The 16,749-nt window shown below is 68.7% G+C and carries 18 protein-coding genes and 1 pseudogene; 14 read left to right on the plus strand and 5 right to left on the minus strand.

Annotated elements, in window-relative coordinates; genetic code table 11:
* Positions 1-18 precede the first annotated feature (18 nt).
* Positions 19-780: a PP2C family protein-serine/threonine phosphatase gene (locus CDO52_RS05650; RefSeq protein ID WP_026126078.1), complete on the plus strand. Its 762-nt coding sequence runs from the start codon at positions 19-21 to the stop codon at positions 778-780.
* A 391-nt stretch (positions 781-1,171) separates the two neighbouring features.
* Positions 1,172-1,780, plus strand: a complete 609-nt coding sequence (gene ectA / locus CDO52_RS05655; protein WP_152471762.1) for a diaminobutyrate acetyltransferase — start codon at positions 1,172-1,174, stop codon at positions 1,778-1,780.
* Between the two features lie 186 nt (positions 1,781-1,966).
* Here ectA and CDO52_RS05660 read toward each other — a convergent pair whose 3' ends face one another.
* Positions 1,967-2,449: a hypothetical protein gene (locus tag CDO52_RS05660; protein ID WP_017620175.1), complete on the minus strand. Its 483-nt coding sequence runs from the start codon at positions 2,447-2,449 to the stop codon at positions 1,967-1,969.
* Between the two features lie 257 nt (positions 2,450-2,706).
* On the opposite strand from CDO52_RS05660, the pseudogene CDO52_RS05665 reads away from it, so the two are divergent.
* Positions 2,707-3,602 (plus strand): annotated as a pseudogene (locus CDO52_RS05665) (IS5 family transposase).
* On the opposite strand, the gene CDO52_RS05670 reads toward CDO52_RS05665, so the two are convergent.
* From CDO52_RS05670 to CDO52_RS05680, 3 genes are all read right to left on the minus strand, one after another.
* Positions 3,599-4,240 (minus strand): copper resistance CopC family protein, encoded by a 642-nt coding sequence (locus tag CDO52_RS05670; protein ID WP_094932232.1) that lies wholly within the window; start codon positions 4,238-4,240, stop codon positions 3,599-3,601. The pseudogene CDO52_RS05665 and the gene CDO52_RS05670 sit on opposite strands and share 4 nt — an antisense overlap.
* Positions 4,241-4,274: 34 nt before the next feature.
* On the minus strand, positions 4,275-4,919 hold the full coding sequence (locus tag CDO52_RS05675; RefSeq protein ID WP_026126328.1) for a hypothetical protein: 645 nt from the start codon (positions 4,917-4,919) through the stop codon (positions 4,275-4,277).
* A gap of 101 nt (positions 4,920-5,020) precedes the next feature.
* The gene (locus CDO52_RS05680; protein ID WP_094932233.1) at positions 5,021-5,284 is read right to left on the minus strand and encodes a WhiB family transcriptional regulator; all 264 of its coding nucleotides are present in this window, start codon (positions 5,282-5,284) and stop codon (positions 5,021-5,023) included.
* A gap of 1,141 nt (positions 5,285-6,425) precedes the next feature.
* Between CDO52_RS05680 and ectB the strand changes: the two genes are divergently transcribed.
* The 10 genes from ectB to CDO52_RS05730 all read left to right on the plus strand — a co-directional run bounded on the left by ectB (position 6,426) and on the right by CDO52_RS05730 (position 15,549).
* Entirely contained in the window at positions 6,426-7,691 is a 1,266-nt protein-coding gene (gene ectB / locus CDO52_RS05685) for a diaminobutyrate--2-oxoglutarate transaminase (protein WP_017621329.1), read from the plus strand.
* A gap of 127 nt (positions 7,692-7,818) precedes the next feature.
* Positions 7,819-8,244 carry an ectoine synthase gene (locus CDO52_RS05690; RefSeq protein WP_017621330.1) on the plus strand — a complete coding sequence of 142 codons (426 nt, stop codon included), beginning with the start codon at positions 7,819-7,821 and terminating at the stop codon, positions 8,242-8,244.
* Between the two features lie 192 nt (positions 8,245-8,436).
* Positions 8,437-9,345, plus strand: coding sequence for an ectoine hydroxylase (thpD, locus tag CDO52_RS05695; protein WP_033302056.1), 909 nt, complete (start codon positions 8,437-8,439; stop codon positions 9,343-9,345).
* 294 nt (positions 9,346-9,639) lie between these two features.
* The gene (gene ehuB, locus CDO52_RS05700; RefSeq protein WP_232524391.1) at positions 9,640-10,542 is read left to right on the plus strand and encodes an ectoine/hydroxyectoine ABC transporter substrate-binding protein EhuB; all 903 of its coding nucleotides are present in this window, start codon (positions 9,640-9,642) and stop codon (positions 10,540-10,542) included.
* Between the two features lie 16 nt (positions 10,543-10,558).
* Complete coding sequence (gene ehuC / locus CDO52_RS05705; protein WP_017621333.1) at positions 10,559-11,287, plus strand: ectoine/hydroxyectoine ABC transporter permease subunit EhuC; 729 nt, start codon at positions 10,559-10,561, stop codon at positions 11,285-11,287.
* On the plus strand, positions 11,287-11,937 hold the full coding sequence (gene ehuD / locus CDO52_RS05710; RefSeq protein WP_017621334.1) for an ectoine/hydroxyectoine ABC transporter permease subunit EhuD: 651 nt from the start codon (positions 11,287-11,289) through the stop codon (positions 11,935-11,937). The genes ehuC and ehuD overlap by 1 nt, the downstream gene beginning before the upstream one ends.
* Positions 11,924-12,811: an ectoine/hydroxyectoine ABC transporter ATP-binding protein EhuA gene (ehuA, locus tag CDO52_RS05715; RefSeq protein ID WP_017621335.1), complete on the plus strand. Its 888-nt coding sequence runs from the start codon at positions 11,924-11,926 to the stop codon at positions 12,809-12,811. Before ehuD ends, ehuA begins: the two co-directional genes overlap by 14 nt.
* An 87-nt stretch (positions 12,812-12,898) precedes the next feature.
* Positions 12,899-13,366: a flavodoxin family protein gene (locus tag CDO52_RS05720; RefSeq protein WP_017621336.1), complete on the plus strand. Its 468-nt coding sequence runs from the start codon at positions 12,899-12,901 to the stop codon at positions 13,364-13,366.
* 235 nt (positions 13,367-13,601) lie between these two features.
* Positions 13,602-14,417: a CPBP family intramembrane glutamic endopeptidase gene (locus tag CDO52_RS05725; protein WP_094932234.1), complete on the plus strand. Its 816-nt coding sequence runs from the start codon at positions 13,602-13,604 to the stop codon at positions 14,415-14,417.
* A gap of 238 nt (positions 14,418-14,655) precedes the next feature.
* Positions 14,656-15,549, plus strand: coding sequence for a CPBP family intramembrane glutamic endopeptidase (locus CDO52_RS05730; protein WP_017621338.1), 894 nt, complete (start codon positions 14,656-14,658; stop codon positions 15,547-15,549).
* A gap of 86 nt (positions 15,550-15,635) precedes the next feature.
* Here the strand turns inward: CDO52_RS05730 and CDO52_RS05735 are convergent, their stop codons facing one another.
* Complete coding sequence (locus tag CDO52_RS05735) at positions 15,636-15,902, minus strand: hypothetical protein (RefSeq protein ID WP_017621339.1); 267 nt, start codon at positions 15,900-15,902, stop codon at positions 15,636-15,638.
* A gap of 107 nt (positions 15,903-16,009) precedes the next feature.
* On the opposite strand from CDO52_RS05735, the gene CDO52_RS05740 reads away from it, so the two are divergent.
* Positions 16,010-16,693 (plus strand): GOLPH3/VPS74 family protein, encoded by a 684-nt coding sequence (locus tag CDO52_RS05740; RefSeq protein WP_017621340.1) that lies wholly within the window; start codon positions 16,010-16,012, stop codon positions 16,691-16,693.
* The last annotated feature ends 56 nt before the right edge of the window (positions 16,694-16,749 follow it).

Below are 16,749 nucleotides of genomic sequence, written 5' to 3' on the forward strand. Positions count from 1 at the left end.
AAACAGGAGGTTGGGCGTATGGGTGTCGTTGGTGGGGAAGTCGCGGTCACAGCCCTCACGCACCGGGGTGCTGTACGCCCGGCCAACGAAGACGCCGTTGTGGTGGGGGCGCTCACCGTTGCCAGTGCGAATATGACGCTGCCCGCGCGGTGCGTACTGCCGCTCGGCGAACCGGTGATCGCCGCTGTCGCCGATGGCCTGGGGGGGCACGCCGCGGGGGAGATCGCCTCGGAGCACGCCGTGCACCGGATGGCCGAGATGGGTCCCCGTCTGGCTGGACCGGACGACCTGGACATTCTGCTGAAGAACATCGACGAGGAGATTCAGGAGCACGCCACCCAGCACACGGAGTTCTCCGGCATGGGGACCACGGTCGCCGGGGTGCTGCTGAACACCGATGGGAACTTCTGGTTCAACGTCGGCGACTCGCGCACCTATCGACTGGAGGGCACCCGGCTGCGCCAGATATCCCAGGACGACTCGCCTCCGCTGCCTCCGTCCGAGGACGGCAAACCCGTCTCCACGAACTTCATCACCCAGTCGCTGGGTGGCAGCGGTGCGTCGGCCATGACGCCCCACGTGGGCCGCGACGGCGACGCCGGCCCGGGCGCCTGGCTGATGTGCAGTGACGGCCTCTCCGACCTGGTCGCCCACGACGACATGGAACGCATCATCGCCGAGGCGGGCAGCGACGAAGCGGCCGTGCACGGCCTGTGGCAGGCGGCGATGGAGGCCTCCGGCCGCGACAACATCAGCATCCTGCTCGCGCGTCGGCTCTAGCCGCGCCCGCGCTGGACGCGGAGTCCCCGGCGGTGGGAGGTTCCGCGCGTCGGTCGCCGGTCGCCTTTCCGGCGGGGAACGGTGCTGATGTGATTCACCGCACCGCTGTTCGCTCCGCGCGCGTGGTTCCGGCCGGTCGCGGAATCCGGTGAGGTGTGCGGCCGCGGCCGCCTGGCCGGGGCACGGGCGTCCGGCCGTGGACGGCTGAACTCCCTGGTGAGGCTGGTGAGCCGAACAGATGGTCGGCTCCGTCGGGGTGGGTCGGGCGAGGCGGAGCCACGGCCGCCGTCGAGAGATCAGGGGCTGGTCGTACCCCCGGGAATGTCGCCGAAACACCAGGAGGAGCGCTCCTCAGGGCTGTGACCTGCGCCCTTTGCTAGGGTCAGGCGGTATGTCCCGTGATAATTCCTCCCAAAAGGATGACATCCAGCTCGCCCCGCCGGTCATGGCCGATGGCCGACTGCTGTGGGCGCTGGCCCGCGACAACGGGCTCGATGAGAACTCTCCCTATGCCTACGTGATGTGGTGCCGGGACTTCGCCGCGACCTCCGTCGTCGCCCGGGATGCTGAGGGTACGCCGCGGGGGTTCGTCATCGGTCATGTGCGACCGGACGCCCCCGACACCTACTTCCTCTGGCAGGTCGCGGTCGATTCGGCCTGCCGCGGGCGTCGCCTGGCCCGCCGGATGCTCGACTACATCGGCGACCGGATCGCCGAGCGCGGCCTGACCCACCTGGAAGCCACCGTGACGCCGGACAACGCCGCCTCGCGCGCGCTGTTCGGCTCCTTCGCCCGCGATCGCGGGGCGGAGCCGGTGTGGACGCCGCTCTTCGAGCGGGAGCACTTCCCGCAGGACGGCGGGCACACGCACGAGCCCGAAGACCTCGTCCGGATCGGCCCGCTGGGACAGCTGGCCGCTGCGGAGGCGCTGTGGGACTCGGCGGAACTCGCGGCCGAGGCCGATCGCCTGCGCCAGTCGGCGGTCAGCGGCCGGAACTGACCCGCACGTGCGAAGGGGCGGTGCCCCCCGGTGGAGAAGATCGGGGGGCACCGCCCCTTGTTGTTCGCGGCGAATCCGGGCCGGGCGCGCCACCTCTCCGTTGATCTCGGGGATATCGACGTAATTTCGTCGAGAATTCGGTCGATATTGCCGAGATCAACGGGGGTAGCCGGGGCCCAGGTGCGGTCAGCCGCAGGCGACGCCGCTCTTGCGGAGCTTGCCGTTGTAGTCGTTCCCCGGCCCCGTGTGGTCGCCGATCGAGGCGTCGATGTACAGGCACAGGTTCTTCCCGTACACCCTGACCGGACCCGCGTAGTACTTGAACCGGCCCTGGTCCTCGTCGTAGTTGTTCTTCCAGCGGTCCTCGGCCCAGCGGGAGTTGAACATCTGGATGAACATCGGGGTCTCCTTGCCGTAGCGGAAGGCGCTGGGCCGCTTCGCGAGGACCGCGCAGTTCCACCCGCTGCCCGCGTCGTAGTACACCTTCACGTCGCTGATGTAGTAGGTGCTGCCGTCGAGCATGTCCTTCATCGGGACCGGGTAGCTGCGCACCAGGTTGCCGCTGCAGCCGTACCCTCCGGCGTGCGCGGGCGCGGAGACGACCGCCTGCAGCGCGAGGGCGCTGACCAGGACGGCGACGACCGAGACCGCCTTCTTCACCATGTTCACTTCGATAGCTCCTTGTGGGGGTAAGGAGTGGTCATTCCGGGGGTGTGAACATAGCGAAGAACTCGGTTAAAAGGGGCATTTGCCGCCCAATTTCGGCCCTGACCGAAATGAATACCCCGATGTGCGAGGGCCGTGACCCGGGGCACGCGTTGCGGGCCTCGGGCCACGGCCGCTCCGTTGTGTGCGACCAGGGTCGGCTGGTGCCGGGACCGCTCTAGGGCCTGTTTTTTGAATCGGCGGGTGGAGTGGGGCTCGCGCTGGCAATCTTGGTGAGCGTGTCCGGCCGTCATGAACTCACCGATGCCGAGTGGGCCCTGCTCGCCCCGCTCATGCCCGACAACCCGCCCAAAGGCGGCCAATGGGCCGACCACCGCCGCGTCATCAACGCCGTGCTGTTCCGAACCCGCACCGGGATCCCCTGGCGTGACCTGCCCGAACGCTACGGCCCCTGGGAGACCGCGGCCGGGCGCCACCGCCGCTGGTGCCTGGACGGCACCTGGCAAAGGATCGCCGACCGGCTGCGCATCGACGCCGCCACCGGAGAAGACCTGGTGGTCGGCATCGACTCCACCAGCGTGCGCGCCCACTCCCACGCCGCCGGAGCCGCGAAAAAGGGGAAGCGGTACGGGACGAAGCGGACGGCTCGGAAGCACTGGGACGTTCCCGGGGCGGGCTGACCACCAAGATCCACCTGATCGCCGACCAGCGCAGGCGGCCGCTGGTGACCGCGACCAGCCCCGGCCAGCGCGGTGACGCGCCCATGTTCGAGCCGCTGATGGTCGCCCTGCACCTGCCCCGCTCGGTCGGGCGCCCCCGGACCAGGCCCGACCGGCTGCTCGCGGACAAGGCCTACTCCTCAGCGGCGATCCGCTCCCACCTGAGCAGGCGCGGTATCAAGGCGACCATTGCCCAGCCCGCCGACCAGCGGGCCAATCGCAGGCGCAGGGGATCGGCGGGCGGTCGGCCCCCGGCTTTCGACCGGGGTGCCTACCGCGGCCGCAACACTGTAGAACGGGCGATCAACCTGCTCAAGCAGAACCGGGCCGTGGCCACCAGGTACGACAAGCGCGCCGCGATCTACGACGGGACCGTCCAGCTCGCCTCGATACGGATCTGGCTACGCGACCTCACCCGTTCGAAAAACACTGCCTAGCTGTCCGCGCCGTCCTGGCCGCCCTGACGGCCGCGCATGCGGATGATCAGGATGACGATCAGCGCGATGATCGCGATTCCGCCGATGACCGCGCCCACGGGGCCCAGCGACTGCATCGGGTCGCTGGACGCGGCAGGCTCGCCTTCGTCGGTGGAAGTGCCGTCCTGGGTGTCGGAGCCCGCCGTGTCGTCCGGGCTGGGCGCGGCGGTGTCCGCGTCCTCGGCCGCCGCCTCGTTGTCGGCGACGGCCTCCTCGGAGACGCTGAACGTGAGCTTCTCCTCCAGCGGGTGGCCGTCGGCGGAGACGATCCGGTAGGCGATCGTGTACTCGCCCGCGGCGTCGAGGGGCCGGAGGTCGGTCGCGGCCGTGGGGCCGTCGAGCCGGACGTCGCCCTCCTCGTAGGTGTCGCCGTCCGGGCCCGTGACGACGATGGCGTTGCCGCCGTCGTTCACGTCGGCGTTGAAGGTGAGCGTGACCTCCTCGGGGGCCTTGTCGAGCTTCGCGCCGTCCTTCGGTGAGGAGTCGATGAGCGCGTTGTGCGCCAGGGCCGCTGGAGCCAGGCCGATGCCCAGCAGTAGGGAGGCCGTGAGCGAGGCGAGCGTGACGGCGCTGCGTCGCGCCGTGAACGTGTGAGGCATGGGGTGAGGTGACCTTTCCGGCCGTTGGTATCCGTCAGATGGTGTGGGGACGCGCGTGGAGCGCGTCGATCCTGAGTTGGAGACGCTCAGCCGGTGACGGCGGCCCCCGGGTGCGCTCGCGGCGCAGCATGCGCGGGCTCGGTCGTGCGGGGGTCGGGTCGGGTGCGCCGGTGCGCGGATCGGCGATCGGGAGGACCGCGGGCGGTAGCAGGGGCGGCAGGGCGGCGGTCAGCAGCCGCAGGAGAGTCCACAGGCACCGCTCACCGTGCGCGAGGAGGGCGGCCGCCAGGAGCGCCGCCCACAGGTGCCCGGCCAGCATGCCGGGGGAGAAGCCCACGACACCGAGGGCGTGGGTGAGCGGGGCCGATCCGTGGCCCGGCGCTGGGTGGGCGCTGTGCTCCCCCGCGGCGGTGGGAGAGGCCGCACTCAGGCCCTGGAAGACGAGGTGCAGGCCGACCTGGGCCGCGGCGAGGACGGTGAAGATCTCGCAGAACCCGCGCTGGCACCGGGTGAACCGGACCAGCAGCACGGCCATGAGGGCGGTGGCCGCGGCGAAGGCGCCGGGGGCGATGGGCGAACCGGCCCAGACCGCGTGCCCACCCCAGGCCAGGCCGGTGCACGCCACGGCGAGCACCGCCGTGCGTATGACCCGGAGGGGGCCGCCACCTGGGGACCGCACGACTCCCGAACCTAACCGAGAACATCGGTGGCGTGAAGCCGCCGGCGGGTCGTCCACGACCCCGCCGGCGGCTTCACGCCACCTACCGCCGGAACCGCGGATCAGCTGGCGGGTGCCAGCTCGCGGCGCATGTAGCGGCGCTCCTCGGGGCTGGTCCCGCCCCACACGCCGTGCGCCTCTCCGGCGGCCAGCGCCCACCGCAGGCACTCTTGGCGAACAGTACAGCTGCGGCAGACGGCCTTGGCGAGCTCCGCGTCGTGCTGCCCCGGCCCGGTCGTGCTCACCGGGAAGAACAGCTCCGGGTCGTACTGTCGGCAGGCTCCCTGCGCGACCCAGTCTTCGCTTTCGTGGTAGAGGCGGTTCACCAGGCGCCCTCCGTTCCCTGGCTCGATGTCCGGTGGGGCGAGACGGAGCTCCACCGGCCTGTTGAGACCTCGCATGTCGAGACCCGTGCGCGTTGAGACTCCCGCGCGACGACATGCGCGAGACCGCGTAGACGAGCTTCAGCGCGCCGCGACCGATTGTAGTACTACGAAGAGTCGTACTACGCAAAGTCTGCTAAAAATTCGGCTCCCTTTCAAGGTGCCGAAGAGCTCCTTGGTCACAGTCGCATAACGTGCGCGTCACGAAAAAGACTTCGTCCCGTCGGATAATGTTTCGCGATATTCGGTCCGGCCCCCGTTGGGGTCTGATCCGCGCGCTGGTGGGTCCTTCCGCACGTCGGGTGGAGCGATCAATGCCTGTCTCGGCTCTGTCGCGACCATTCACCCGAATTTGTGTGAGGTAGCCCACCCTTAAGATTTGCTGCGCTTGCTCTATGTTTGAACGGCGATAGGCGGGATACTCGTCATGTCCCTCCCGCTCGCGGGGTCCGGAACCGGCCCGGATCGCGTTCCGAAACCGCTGGTGAGTACGGCGTCTGCGGGGGGTGAGCGGGTGCGGACTGAAGCCCCCGCGATGGCGACGGATTGTGACGGTAGGCGCTAAATAAACAAGCCCTACCCGAGGAAACGGGCTCGAAACATAGTTTCCGCAGCCACGAAAAACGCTGCTCAGGAACGTTCGCTATGTTCCTTCGACGTGCCTCATACACAGATCGACGCCGGAACCCGCGGCCGACCGGACACCGGGGATCACCCCGCAGTAGTCAGTCTCACCGTGGGTCCCGTTCGCATGCGCTCGATCTGTCGTGTCGGCGCCGATAGTGCCGCACGCGTCCCCGCGACGACAGAGGGCACTCCCGCACCGGGCGACTTCGGCTCCCGCGCCCCTTCCGCTCTTTTGGCGCGGGAGCGCGGAGCGGCCCATGCCGCACCGGTGCGGACCCTGAACTTCGACACCCAGCAGTGGCCGCAGGAGGTCCCCAAGGGACGCGTCCCCGGGGAACCCGTGCGGCTCGGCCCGCTATCCGCTACGCGACGGGCCACGACCAACCATCCGTCCTGACCACCCCGTCGTCACCGCCCCGAGCCCACGAACCTGGGGAAAGGAACCAAGGAACACACGATGGAGATCTTCGACCGCCTCGAATCCGAAGTCCGGAGCTACTGCCGTAGTTGGCCGGTCGTCTTCAACGAGGCGCGAGGCAGCTACATCTACGACGAGTCGGGGCGGCCTTACCTCGACTTCTTCGCGGGTGCCGGTTCCCTGAACTACGGGCATAACAACCCGGTCCTGAAATCCAAACTCATCGACTACCTCGCGAGCGACGGCGTCGTGCACAGCCTCGACGCCTACACCACGGCGAAGCAGGAGTTCCTGCAGACGTTCGGTGACGTCATCCTGGGCCCGCGCGGGCTCGACTACAAGGTGCAGTTCCCCGGCCCGGCCGGGAACAACGCCGTCGAGGCCGCCCTCAAGCTGGCCCGGAAGATCACCGGCCGCGAGGTCATCGTCAACTTCACCAACAGCTTCCACGGCATGACGCTGGGCGCGCTCGCCGTGACCGGCAACTCGATGAAGCGTGGCGGCGCGGGGGTGCCGCTGACGCACGTCAACACCATGCCGTACGACAACTACATGGACGGCGAGACGCCGGACTTCCTGTGGCTGCGCAGCGTCCTTGAGGACAGCGGCAGTGGCCTGGACAAGCCGGCCGCCGTCATCGTCGAGACGGTGCAGGGCGAGGGCGGCATCAACGCCGCCAGCGCCGAGTGGCTGCGCGGGCTCGCCGCCCTGTGCGAGGAGCACGGCATCCTGCTCATCGTCGACGACATCCAGATGGGCTGCGGGCGCACCGGCGGCTTCTTCAGCTTCGAAGAGGCCGGCATCAAGCCGGACATCGTCACGCTGTCCAAGTCGATCAGCGGCTACGGCATCCCGCTCGCCCTCACGCTGTTCAAGCGTGAGCTGGACGTGTGGGGCCCGGGCGAGCACAACGGGACCTTCCGTGGCCCCAACCCCGCCTTCGTCACCGGCACCGCCGCGCTCGACACGTTCTGGCGCGACGACGAGCTGCAGAAGGCCACCCTCGCCAAGGGTGAGCTCATCCGCACGCGCCTCACCGCCATCGCCGAGGAGTTCGCCGAGGCCGGGGCGCACGTGCGTGGCCGCGGCATGGCGGCCGGCCTGGCCTTCGAGCGTGAGGGCGCCGCCTCGGCGCTCAGCCGCGAGGCCTTCCAGCGCGGCCTGCTCGTCGAGACCTCCGGTCCCGAGGACGAGGTCGCCAAGCTCCTCCCCGCGCTCACCACGACCGAGGAGGAGCTGGAGCAGGGCCTGGACATCATGGCCGAGGCCGCGCGCGCCGCGGTGAAAATCTCGCAGCCCGCATAAAGCCACTGCGCAGGCGCGGCCCGAGCCGCACAATTGCAGTGGATGAACACCCGAGGGTCCCGGCGTGTCGCCGGGACCCCGCGTTCGGTCGCTCGCGGCCGAAACGAGTCATGAGGAGTACAAGAGCGTGATCGTTCGCAGCCTGAAGGACGTCGACGGCACCGACGCCGATGTCCAGACCGAGAACTGGCGCAGCCGCCGGATCATCCTTGCCAAGGAGGGCGTGGGCTTCTCGTTCCACGAGACCGTCCTGTACGCGGGGACGGAGACGAGCATGTGGTACGCGAACCACGTCGAGCTCGTGCACTGCATCGAGGGCGAGGCCGAGCTCACCAACGACGAGACCGGGGAGAAGTTCACCATCACCCCGGGCACGCTCTACCTGCTCAACGGGCACGAGAAGCACACCATTCGGCCCAAGACCGACTTCCGGGTGCTGTGCGTCTTCAACCCGCCGGTGACCGGTCGCGAGGTGCACGACGAGAACGGTGTCTACCCCCTGCTGACCGAAGAGGACGACAGCGCCAAGGAGAGCCTGGCCACGGCCGAGTAGCGCGTGGTGCGGGTGCGGGCGCGCCGACCCGCGCGCCCGCACCCGCCCTCACCCCCTCCTCCTGGTGGGAGCGAGTGTGCGGACCACCGGAATAGGGCACCCTCGTTGAGCAGGGAAGAAAAGAAAAGAGCCTGACCCGCAAGAAGCACACGATCGAGAGCGCGAAGGAGAGAGACCCCGAGGGGTATAGCCATGACTGCGTTGACGACCGACTTCGAGCAGCCGACCATGGACGACTACCCGACCCGCAAGGACGGTTTCCCGTCCCTGCTCTACCGGCGGGACGCCGTGGTCTTGGGCGAGGGAGACGGCCCAATCGACCGCGCCACGCTGGACTCCTACGACGACAAGGGCTACCTGCAGGTCGAGCAGCTGCTCACGCCCGAGGAACTGGAGAAGTACCGCGCCGAGCTGCGCCGCCTCAGTGAGGACCCGGAGCTGAGGAAGGACGAGCGCGTCATCGTCGAGCGGCAGTCCGACGAAGTCCGGTCCATCTTCGAGGTCCACAAGATCAGCGACGTCATCGCCGAACTGGTCCGTGACCCGCGCGTCGTCGGCCGCGCCCGGCAGATTCTGGGCAGCGACGTCTACGTGCACCAGAGCCGCGTCAACTCCAAGCCCGGGTTCAGCGGCAGCGACTTCTTCTGGCACTCCGACTTCGAGACCTGGCACGCCGAGGACGGGATGCCCCGGATGCGCGCGGTGAGCATCTCCATCGCGCTCACCGACAACTACGAGCACAACGGCTCGCTGATGATCATGCCGGGCTCGCACAAGACGTTCGTCTCCTGTGTCGGCGAGACCCCGGAGAACCACTACAAGGCGTCCCTGAAGCAGCAGGAGGTCGGCACGCCCGACCAGGACAGCCTGTCGATCCTCGCCGCCAAGCACGGCATCGACGTGCTCACCGGTCCCGCCGGCGGCGCCATCATGTTCGACTCCAACTGCATGCACGGTTCCAGCGGCAACATCACGCCGTTCCCGCGGTCGAACATCTTCATCGTGTTCAACAGCGTGGAGAACACCTGCGGGGAGCCCTTCGCGGCGCCCACGCCCCGCCCGCCGTTCCTCGGCGCGCGCGACTTCACTCCCGTGGTCTGATTCGGGACGGCGGCCCCGGCCGCGTTTTTGATCGTTATTGGCCGGACCCGGCCGTAACTAGTGCATAACGCGGGATTTCGCTTGTGCTGAAAGCGGCAAAGAATAAGCCGCACATTTACGCAGACAAGCGCCATGCGCGGGCCCACGGCCTGCCGACGTGACATCGGAGGTGCCCTGAGGCGACCCTGAGCACGGGCGGACCTCCGGCGTTCACGCACGTACATCCCGCACGACAGCACGGCGCTCCCTCCGGTGCAGGAGGGGGCGCCGTGCTCGTTCCTGAGGAGACACGAGATGACGACGATCAGAGGAAGCGGCATGGACCGGCGCCGCTTCCTGGCGAGAACGGGCGGGGCCGCGGTGGCCGCGCTGATGGGGCCGACGTTACTCAGCGGCTGCTCCCGCGTCGGGACCGGAAACACCTTCGACCGCGTCCGGGAGCAGGGCTACATCAACGTCGGCTTCGCCAACGAGGCCCCCTACGGCTACACCGACCTGGCCACCGGCAAGCTCACGGGGGAGTCGCCCGAGCTGGCCCGCGCGATCTTCGCCGAGCTGGGCGTCGACGACCTCCGCGGCGTCCCCGTCAGCTTCGACGGCCTGATCCCCGGGCTCATCGGCGGCCAGTTCGACATGGTCGCCGCGGGGATGGCCATCGTCCCCGACCGCTGCCGGCAGGTGGCGTTCACCAACCCCGACTACCTCAGCCGCACCGCCTTCCTGGTCCCCGAGGGTAACCCCGCCGGTATCGAGAACTTCTCGTCGATCGCCGAGAACCCCGACATCACCCTCGCGGTCATGAACGCGACCGTCGAACAGCAGATGGCCGCCCAGGCCGGAGTCCCCACCGCCCAGGTGCAGACCGCCCCCGACACCCCCAGCGCCTACGAGCTGCTGGAGACCGGACGCATCGACGCGGTCGCGCTGACCGCGATCTCGCTGCGCTGGATCCTCAAGACCCGCGGCGGACCCTTCGAGGTGACCGAGGCGTTCTTCCCGGTCGTCGACGGTCAGGAGGTCATCGGCGGCGGCGGATACGCGCTGCGCCAGGAGGACACCGACATGCTCGCGGCCTTCAACGAGAAGCTGGAGGAGTTCAAGGAGAGCGGGCGGCTGCTGGAGATCATCGAGCCGTTCGGGTTCTCCGAGGACGAGCTTCCCGGCGACCTCACGGCCCAGCAGCTGTGTTCGGCATGAACCCCGGGGAGCCGCAATGACTTTCTTCACCGACTCACTTCCGCTCTACCTCAACGGCGCCTGGTACACGCTGCTCATCACGCTCGGCGGGTGCGCGCTCGCGTTCGTGATCTCGATGGTCGTCGGCATCGTCGGCGCGATGCGCAACCCCTGGGCCCTCGCCGCCGCCACGGTCTACGTCGAGGTGTTCCGCGGCGTCGCCGCGCTCGTGCTGATGTTCTGGCTCTTCTACGCCATGCCGCTGGTCACCGGGTACCGGCTGGAACCGGTGTTCGCCGCGATCCTGGCGCTGGGCCTCAACGTGGGCGCCTACGGCGCGGAGAACGTGCGCGGCGCCATCAACGCCGTGCCCAAGGCGCAGTACGAGGCGACCATCGCGCTCAACTTCAGCGCGTTCCAGCGCATGCGCCGGTGCATCCTCCCGCAGGCGTGGGCGCAGATGCTGCCCACGTTCGGCAACCTCGCCATCGAACTGATGAAGGGCAGCGCCGTGGTCTCGCTGATCGCGGTCTCCGACATCACCTTCGTCGCCCAGCAGCTGCGCACGTTCTCCGGTGAGACGTTGCTGGCGTTCGCCAGCGCGCTGGTCATGTACTTCGTGATCGCCCAGCTGATCGTGTTCTTCGTGCGCATGGCCGAACGGCGGGCCAACCGGCGCCTCGGCCGCCTGCCCGCACCGGCCAAACCGTCGTGGGTGGCGCGGGCGCTGATAAGCGCGGGGCGTGAGAAGGAAGGGGCGGCCTGATGTTCGACTGGGGATTCGTCGGCGAGGCACTGCCCGACCTGCTCACGGGACTCCGCTACACCCTGCTGGCCACGGCGTTCGGTTACGTGCTGGCGCTGGTGCTCGGCCTGGTGGTCGCGATGACCCGCCGGGCCGCGCCGCGGCCGATCGCCGCGGTGGTCTTCTGGGTCATGGAGTTCATCCGCTCCACGCCCCTGCTGGTGCAGCTCTTCTTCATCTTCTACGTGCTGCCGGGCATCGGGATCTCGCTGAGCCCGCTGACCGCCGGTGTCATCGGGCTGGGCGTGCACTACGCGGCCTACACCGCCGAGGTCTACCGCTCCGGGATGGAGGGCGTCCCCAAGGGCCAGTGGGAGGCCGCCCGGGCGCTCAGCCTGCCGGTGCGGCGCACCTGGTCGGCGGTGGTCCTGCCGCAGGCGATCCGCAGGGTGATCCCGGCCCTGGGCAACTACCTGATCGCGATGTTCAAGGACACGCCCCTGCTGTTCGCCATCACCGTGCCCGAGATGATGTTCGAGGCCAACCGCCTCGGCGGCACGCACTTCAAGTACCTGGAGACGATCTCCGCCGTCGGCGTGCTGTTCATCATCGTCAGCGCGCTGTCCGCCGTCCTGATCCGAACCCTGGAGCGACGCTATGCCGCGGTCTGACGACAACCACACCAACCGTCCCGATGCCGAAAGCGACGCGGGTGCGGTCCCCCATGCGCGCGCCGAGAACGGGCAGAGCGGGGGAGGCGACGACCAGCCGCTGATCCGCTTCGAGAAGGTCGTCAAGCGGTATGGCGACAACGTGGTGCTCCGCGAGCTCGACTTCGCGGTCGACGCCGGGCAGCGGGTGACCCTCATCGGCCCCAGCGGGTCGGGCAAGACCACCATCCTGCGGCTGCTGATGACGCTGGAGCGCATCAACGGCGGCGTCATCTGGGTGAACGGCGATCCCCTCAGCCACATGTACAAGTCGGGGGACGGCGGCGAGCTGGTCCCGGCCACCGAGAAGTACCAGCGCGAGGTCCGCAAGAAGATCGGGATGGTCTTCCAGCAGTTCAACCTGTTCCCGAACATGAGCGTGCGGCGCAACATCACCGAGGCGCCCGTCTACAGCCTGGGGATATCCCGGGACGAGGCGGACCAGCGGGCCGAGGAGCTGCTGGAGATGGTCGGGCTGAGCGACAAGATCGACGCCCACCCCACGCGGCTGTCCGGTGGCCAGCAGCAGCGGGTGGCGATCGCGCGGGCGCTGGCGATGCGCCCGGAGATCCTGCTGCTCGACGAGGTCACCTCGGCGCTGGACCCGGAGCTGGTGGCCGGCGTGCTGGACGTGCTGCGCGAGATCGCGCGCACCACGGACATCACGATGCTCTCGGTGACCCATGAGATGGGGTTCGCCCGCGACGTCTCGCACCGGGTGCTGATGTTCGACCAGGGCCAGATCCTGGAGGAGGGGCCGCCCGAGCAGATCTTCGGCGACCCGCAGGAGGAGCGCACCAAGTCCTTCCTGCACGCGGTGCTGGAGAGCAGCTGAGCCCGGGAGGGCGGCGGACGCGGCGTGCCCGCCGCCGACGCCGCCCTCCACGCTCGGACGCCGGATGTGCCATGCCACCCTGGATGCATGGCACGCCTGCTCATCGTTCACCACACGCCGTCTCCGTCCATGCAGACCCTGCTCGAATCGGTGCTGGAGGGCGCGCGCAACGACGAGATCGAGGGCGTCGAGGTGGTGACGCGCCCGGCGCTCGGAGCCACCGTGCCCGACGTGCTCGCGGCGGACGCCGTCATCGTCGGCACCACCGCGAACATCGGCTACATGGCCGGCGCCGTCAAACATTTCTTCGACACCGTGTACTACCCCTGCCTGACCGACACGACCGGGCTGCCCTACGCCCTTTACGTACACGGCAACAACGACACCACCGGGGCCGTGCGCGCGGTGGAGGCCATCGCCAAGGGGATGTCGTGGGAGCGACACCGACCGCCGGTCTCCGTCATCGGGGAGGTGGGCCGCGACGACCGTGAGGCGTGCTGGGAGCTGGGCGCGGTCTGCGCGCTGGCGGCCCTGGAGCGGTCCGGCGAGGAATGATCGGACGAGGGGGTCACCCCCAAGGAATTGCGACATACGGTAGTCATTGCATTACTTTTAGCTTCTCTCGGGGCAGACTGATGCTCTGACCAGGGGGAGAAGCGCGTGGCAATGGCATACAGGTGGGCACTGGCGGCCGGTCTGCTGTGCGGTGCGGCGGCGCTGGCGATCGCTCTGTCCGTGCGTGACGTGCACTTCTATGACCTGACGTGGTTGGACGCCCCCGTCCCGGGCGGTGTGGCTCCCCGCGCTCACAGGCGTCGTGCTGGCCTGGGTGCTCACTGACCGCGACTACCTGCGCGACCTCGATGAGCGCACGTGGCGCGCGCTGCGCGGCCACCCGGTCGGGGCCGAGCTGACCTGGCTGATGATCTTCCTCGCCTGCTTCGTCGGCGGGGCTGCCTTCCTCGCGGTCGTGTTCGGGCGGGTGCTCGCGGGGGTGCCCTTCACCCCGGTGGTGCGCGTCATCTTCTTGTTCCTGCTGCCGATCCTGTTCGTCGACCGCGCCGGGTTCACGCTCACCGGATACGGCGCCGCCATGCCCGCGCACGTCCTGCGCGTCACCGAGCGCAAGCGCTGGCTGGGGGTGATCCCGCTGCTCGCCTGTTGCGGCGTGGCGGCCGTATCGGTGTACCCGGCGTCCCCGCCGACGCCGAAGCTGGTGGTCCTCGCGGCCGCGGTCGGGTTCATCACGGTCGCCATCCCCGAGGAGATCTTCTTCCGCAGCATGGTGCAGTCCCGGCTGGAGCGGCTGACCGGGCGCTGGCCCGGAATTCTGCTCACCTCACTGCTCTATGCCCTGACCTACGCGTTGCTGGGCACTTACAACGAGTTCAGCCCCCTGCCCGAAGGCGACATGCGCTCCGATCTCGTGCACGCGCTGCTGATCTACGGGTTCTCGGTGTGTTCTACGGATACGTCTGGGTCTGCTACCGCAACCTGTGGCTCACCGTCGTGCTGCACGGAGCACTCACCCTCGTCGTCGCGTCCCCGCACTACTCATTCTTTGACCAATGCCGCGAATGGTCACGTAACAGTGCCATTCAGGTAAAGTGCTGGTGAGGGGCCTGTACCCCGTTTTCCGATGCGCGGACGTCCCCGCTGCTCCGCGCGGCCCCAAGAGCCAGATGCCGGTGTGTCCGGCTATTCGTGTGTCACCGAAGCGGTCCGGTCGTGGCGTGCGCCCCGGGCGTGAGAGGGGAGAGATCAAACCGAGCACGGCCTCTGCGGCCCCGACGACGCCGACGAACACGAGCCGTCGAGCGCGGATCACCGAGCGCGCCATTGTCTTGGCCGGGTTTGCGATCTTCCTCACAGCCGGGATGGGCCTGCTGGTCACCGGCCACACCACCATCCCCGGCTCCGAGGACTATCGGCCGGGACCGCTGTGGACGCTGTGGGTCCCCGTCGCCGCGGTGCTCCTCCTCATCCGGGTGCTGCCGTGGCGCATCCCCGACAGTGACATGAACCAGCGGGTCCGCGAGCGGCTGGCAGGGCGCTCGTCCCGGCGCGAAATCGCCCTGCTGCTCGGCTGCATGGTCGGCTTCTACCTCGGCGACGTGGTTCTCTACCCGGTGTTCTGCCTGGTCGACGCGTCGCTGTGCGCGCTGTCCTACTACACCTCCAAGGTGTTCTTCCTGTTCATCCTGCCGATCGTGTTCATCGGCAGCTACGGCATCATGCGCCACGTCAGCGGACCCGACCTGGGCGGCCTGGCGGTGCGAGCGCGCGAACCGTGGCGCTGGGCGGGGCTGGGGGCCGTCATCGCCTACCTGGCGATGGTCTTCGCGCCATGGGCGTCGCACCCGCCCGACCTGGGAAGAGTGCCGGCGAGCTACGCGCTGCTGGTGGTGCTCGCTCTGAGCGTTGTGGGGACCTCGCTGCTGGAGGAGGTCTTCTTCCGCGCGATGCTGCAGACCCGGCTGGAGATGCGGTTCGGCCGCTGGCCCGGCATCGTTCTCGCGGCCCTGTGCTACGGGGTGACCGGCATCGTCGCCAAGAGCTACCCCGAGAACCTGTGGGTCGCACTCGGCCTGGCGATCAGCGTGCAGGGCGTGGCCGGGCTGATGTACGGCTACCTCTGGTCGCGCTATCGCAACATCTGGCTCAACTTCCTGCTGCACACCTGCGCGACCACGCTCGCCTTGATCCCACTGACGGAGAGCCTCGCCGGGCGCCCGTGATCGCGTCGGTGTCGGCGCGGACTCCGCCGCGCCGACACCGACCCCCGACATACGCCGAGGAATCGATTGGTCCACACCCTGGCGGACTACTGGTACTTACCGCAGGTGCGGCACTTTCCCGAGGAATTGCTGCTGTTGGGCGCTCCGCAGTGTCGGCACACCCAGGTATCGGTCGCACCGGGGCCGCGGCAATAAGCGCGCACAGCGATCATTCGGGAATCGGCCACCCTGTCGATATGGACCAGGTGCCGCACGTGGTGGGGGATGGATTCGGCCTCGGAACCCGGCAGCAGGACGGTCTTGGGGGTGCCATCGAGGCAGTCGGCGATCCGGGCCCACGCGCGTGGCGTCATCTGGACCTCCTTCAGCGAGAGCCCATCGTATAAAGGACGCTTCCGTCGTCGCTTAATGTCGGGGGAATAGCGCTGTTCGACCGCACCGGATCGCACACGGGGGAGCCATGACCGCATCGAATGGCACGATTCTGGCCGAGGAATTGCTGCTGATCTGCCACGATCCGGCCACCGGACGCCCACTGGCCGATTCCACCCGGGTGCAGGTGGCGCTCGCCGGGGCACTGCTCGCCGACCTCGCGCTCGCCGACCGGATCCGGATCGACGGGCGCGGCTACGTCTACGCCCAGCACCCGGCCCCGAGCGGCGACCCCGATCTGGACGCGCTGGCCCAGCGCATCGCGATGGAGCAGCGCCACCGCAAGCTCAAGTGGTGGGTGCAGAAGACCATGTCGAACAAGCTCAGAACGGGGCTGCTCTATCGGGTGGCGTACCGCGGCCTGATGCGCCACGAGCAGGACCACGTGCTGGGCATGTTCCCGTGGAACCGCTACCGCCCGGCGGACCCGGCCGCCCACGCGTGGCGGCGGGAGTCGATGCGTGCGGTGCTGGTCGGGGAGCGCGCGCCTGACCCCGCCACGGTGGTCCTGCTGGCGCTCGCGGGTGCCATGCGCGTCGACGGCAAGCTCTTCCCTGAGCTACGGGGAAACGAACGCAGGCGGTTGATGAAGACGGTCGTCGCGAACGACGGGATCGGCCAGGTCGTCCGCAATGTGATCCAGTCGATCGAGGCGTCGACGGCCGTGGTCATCGGCGCGGCCGCCACGGGCGGTGCCGCGGGAGGCAGCTGACAGCTGACGGTTGACGGTTGACGGTTGACACTGCCGCTCCGCAGCGGCCGGTGCCG

Source organism: Nocardiopsis gilva YIM 90087 (assembly GCF_002263495.1).
Lineage (GTDB): Bacteria > Actinomycetota > Actinomycetes > Streptosporangiales > Streptosporangiaceae > Nocardiopsis_C > Nocardiopsis_C gilva.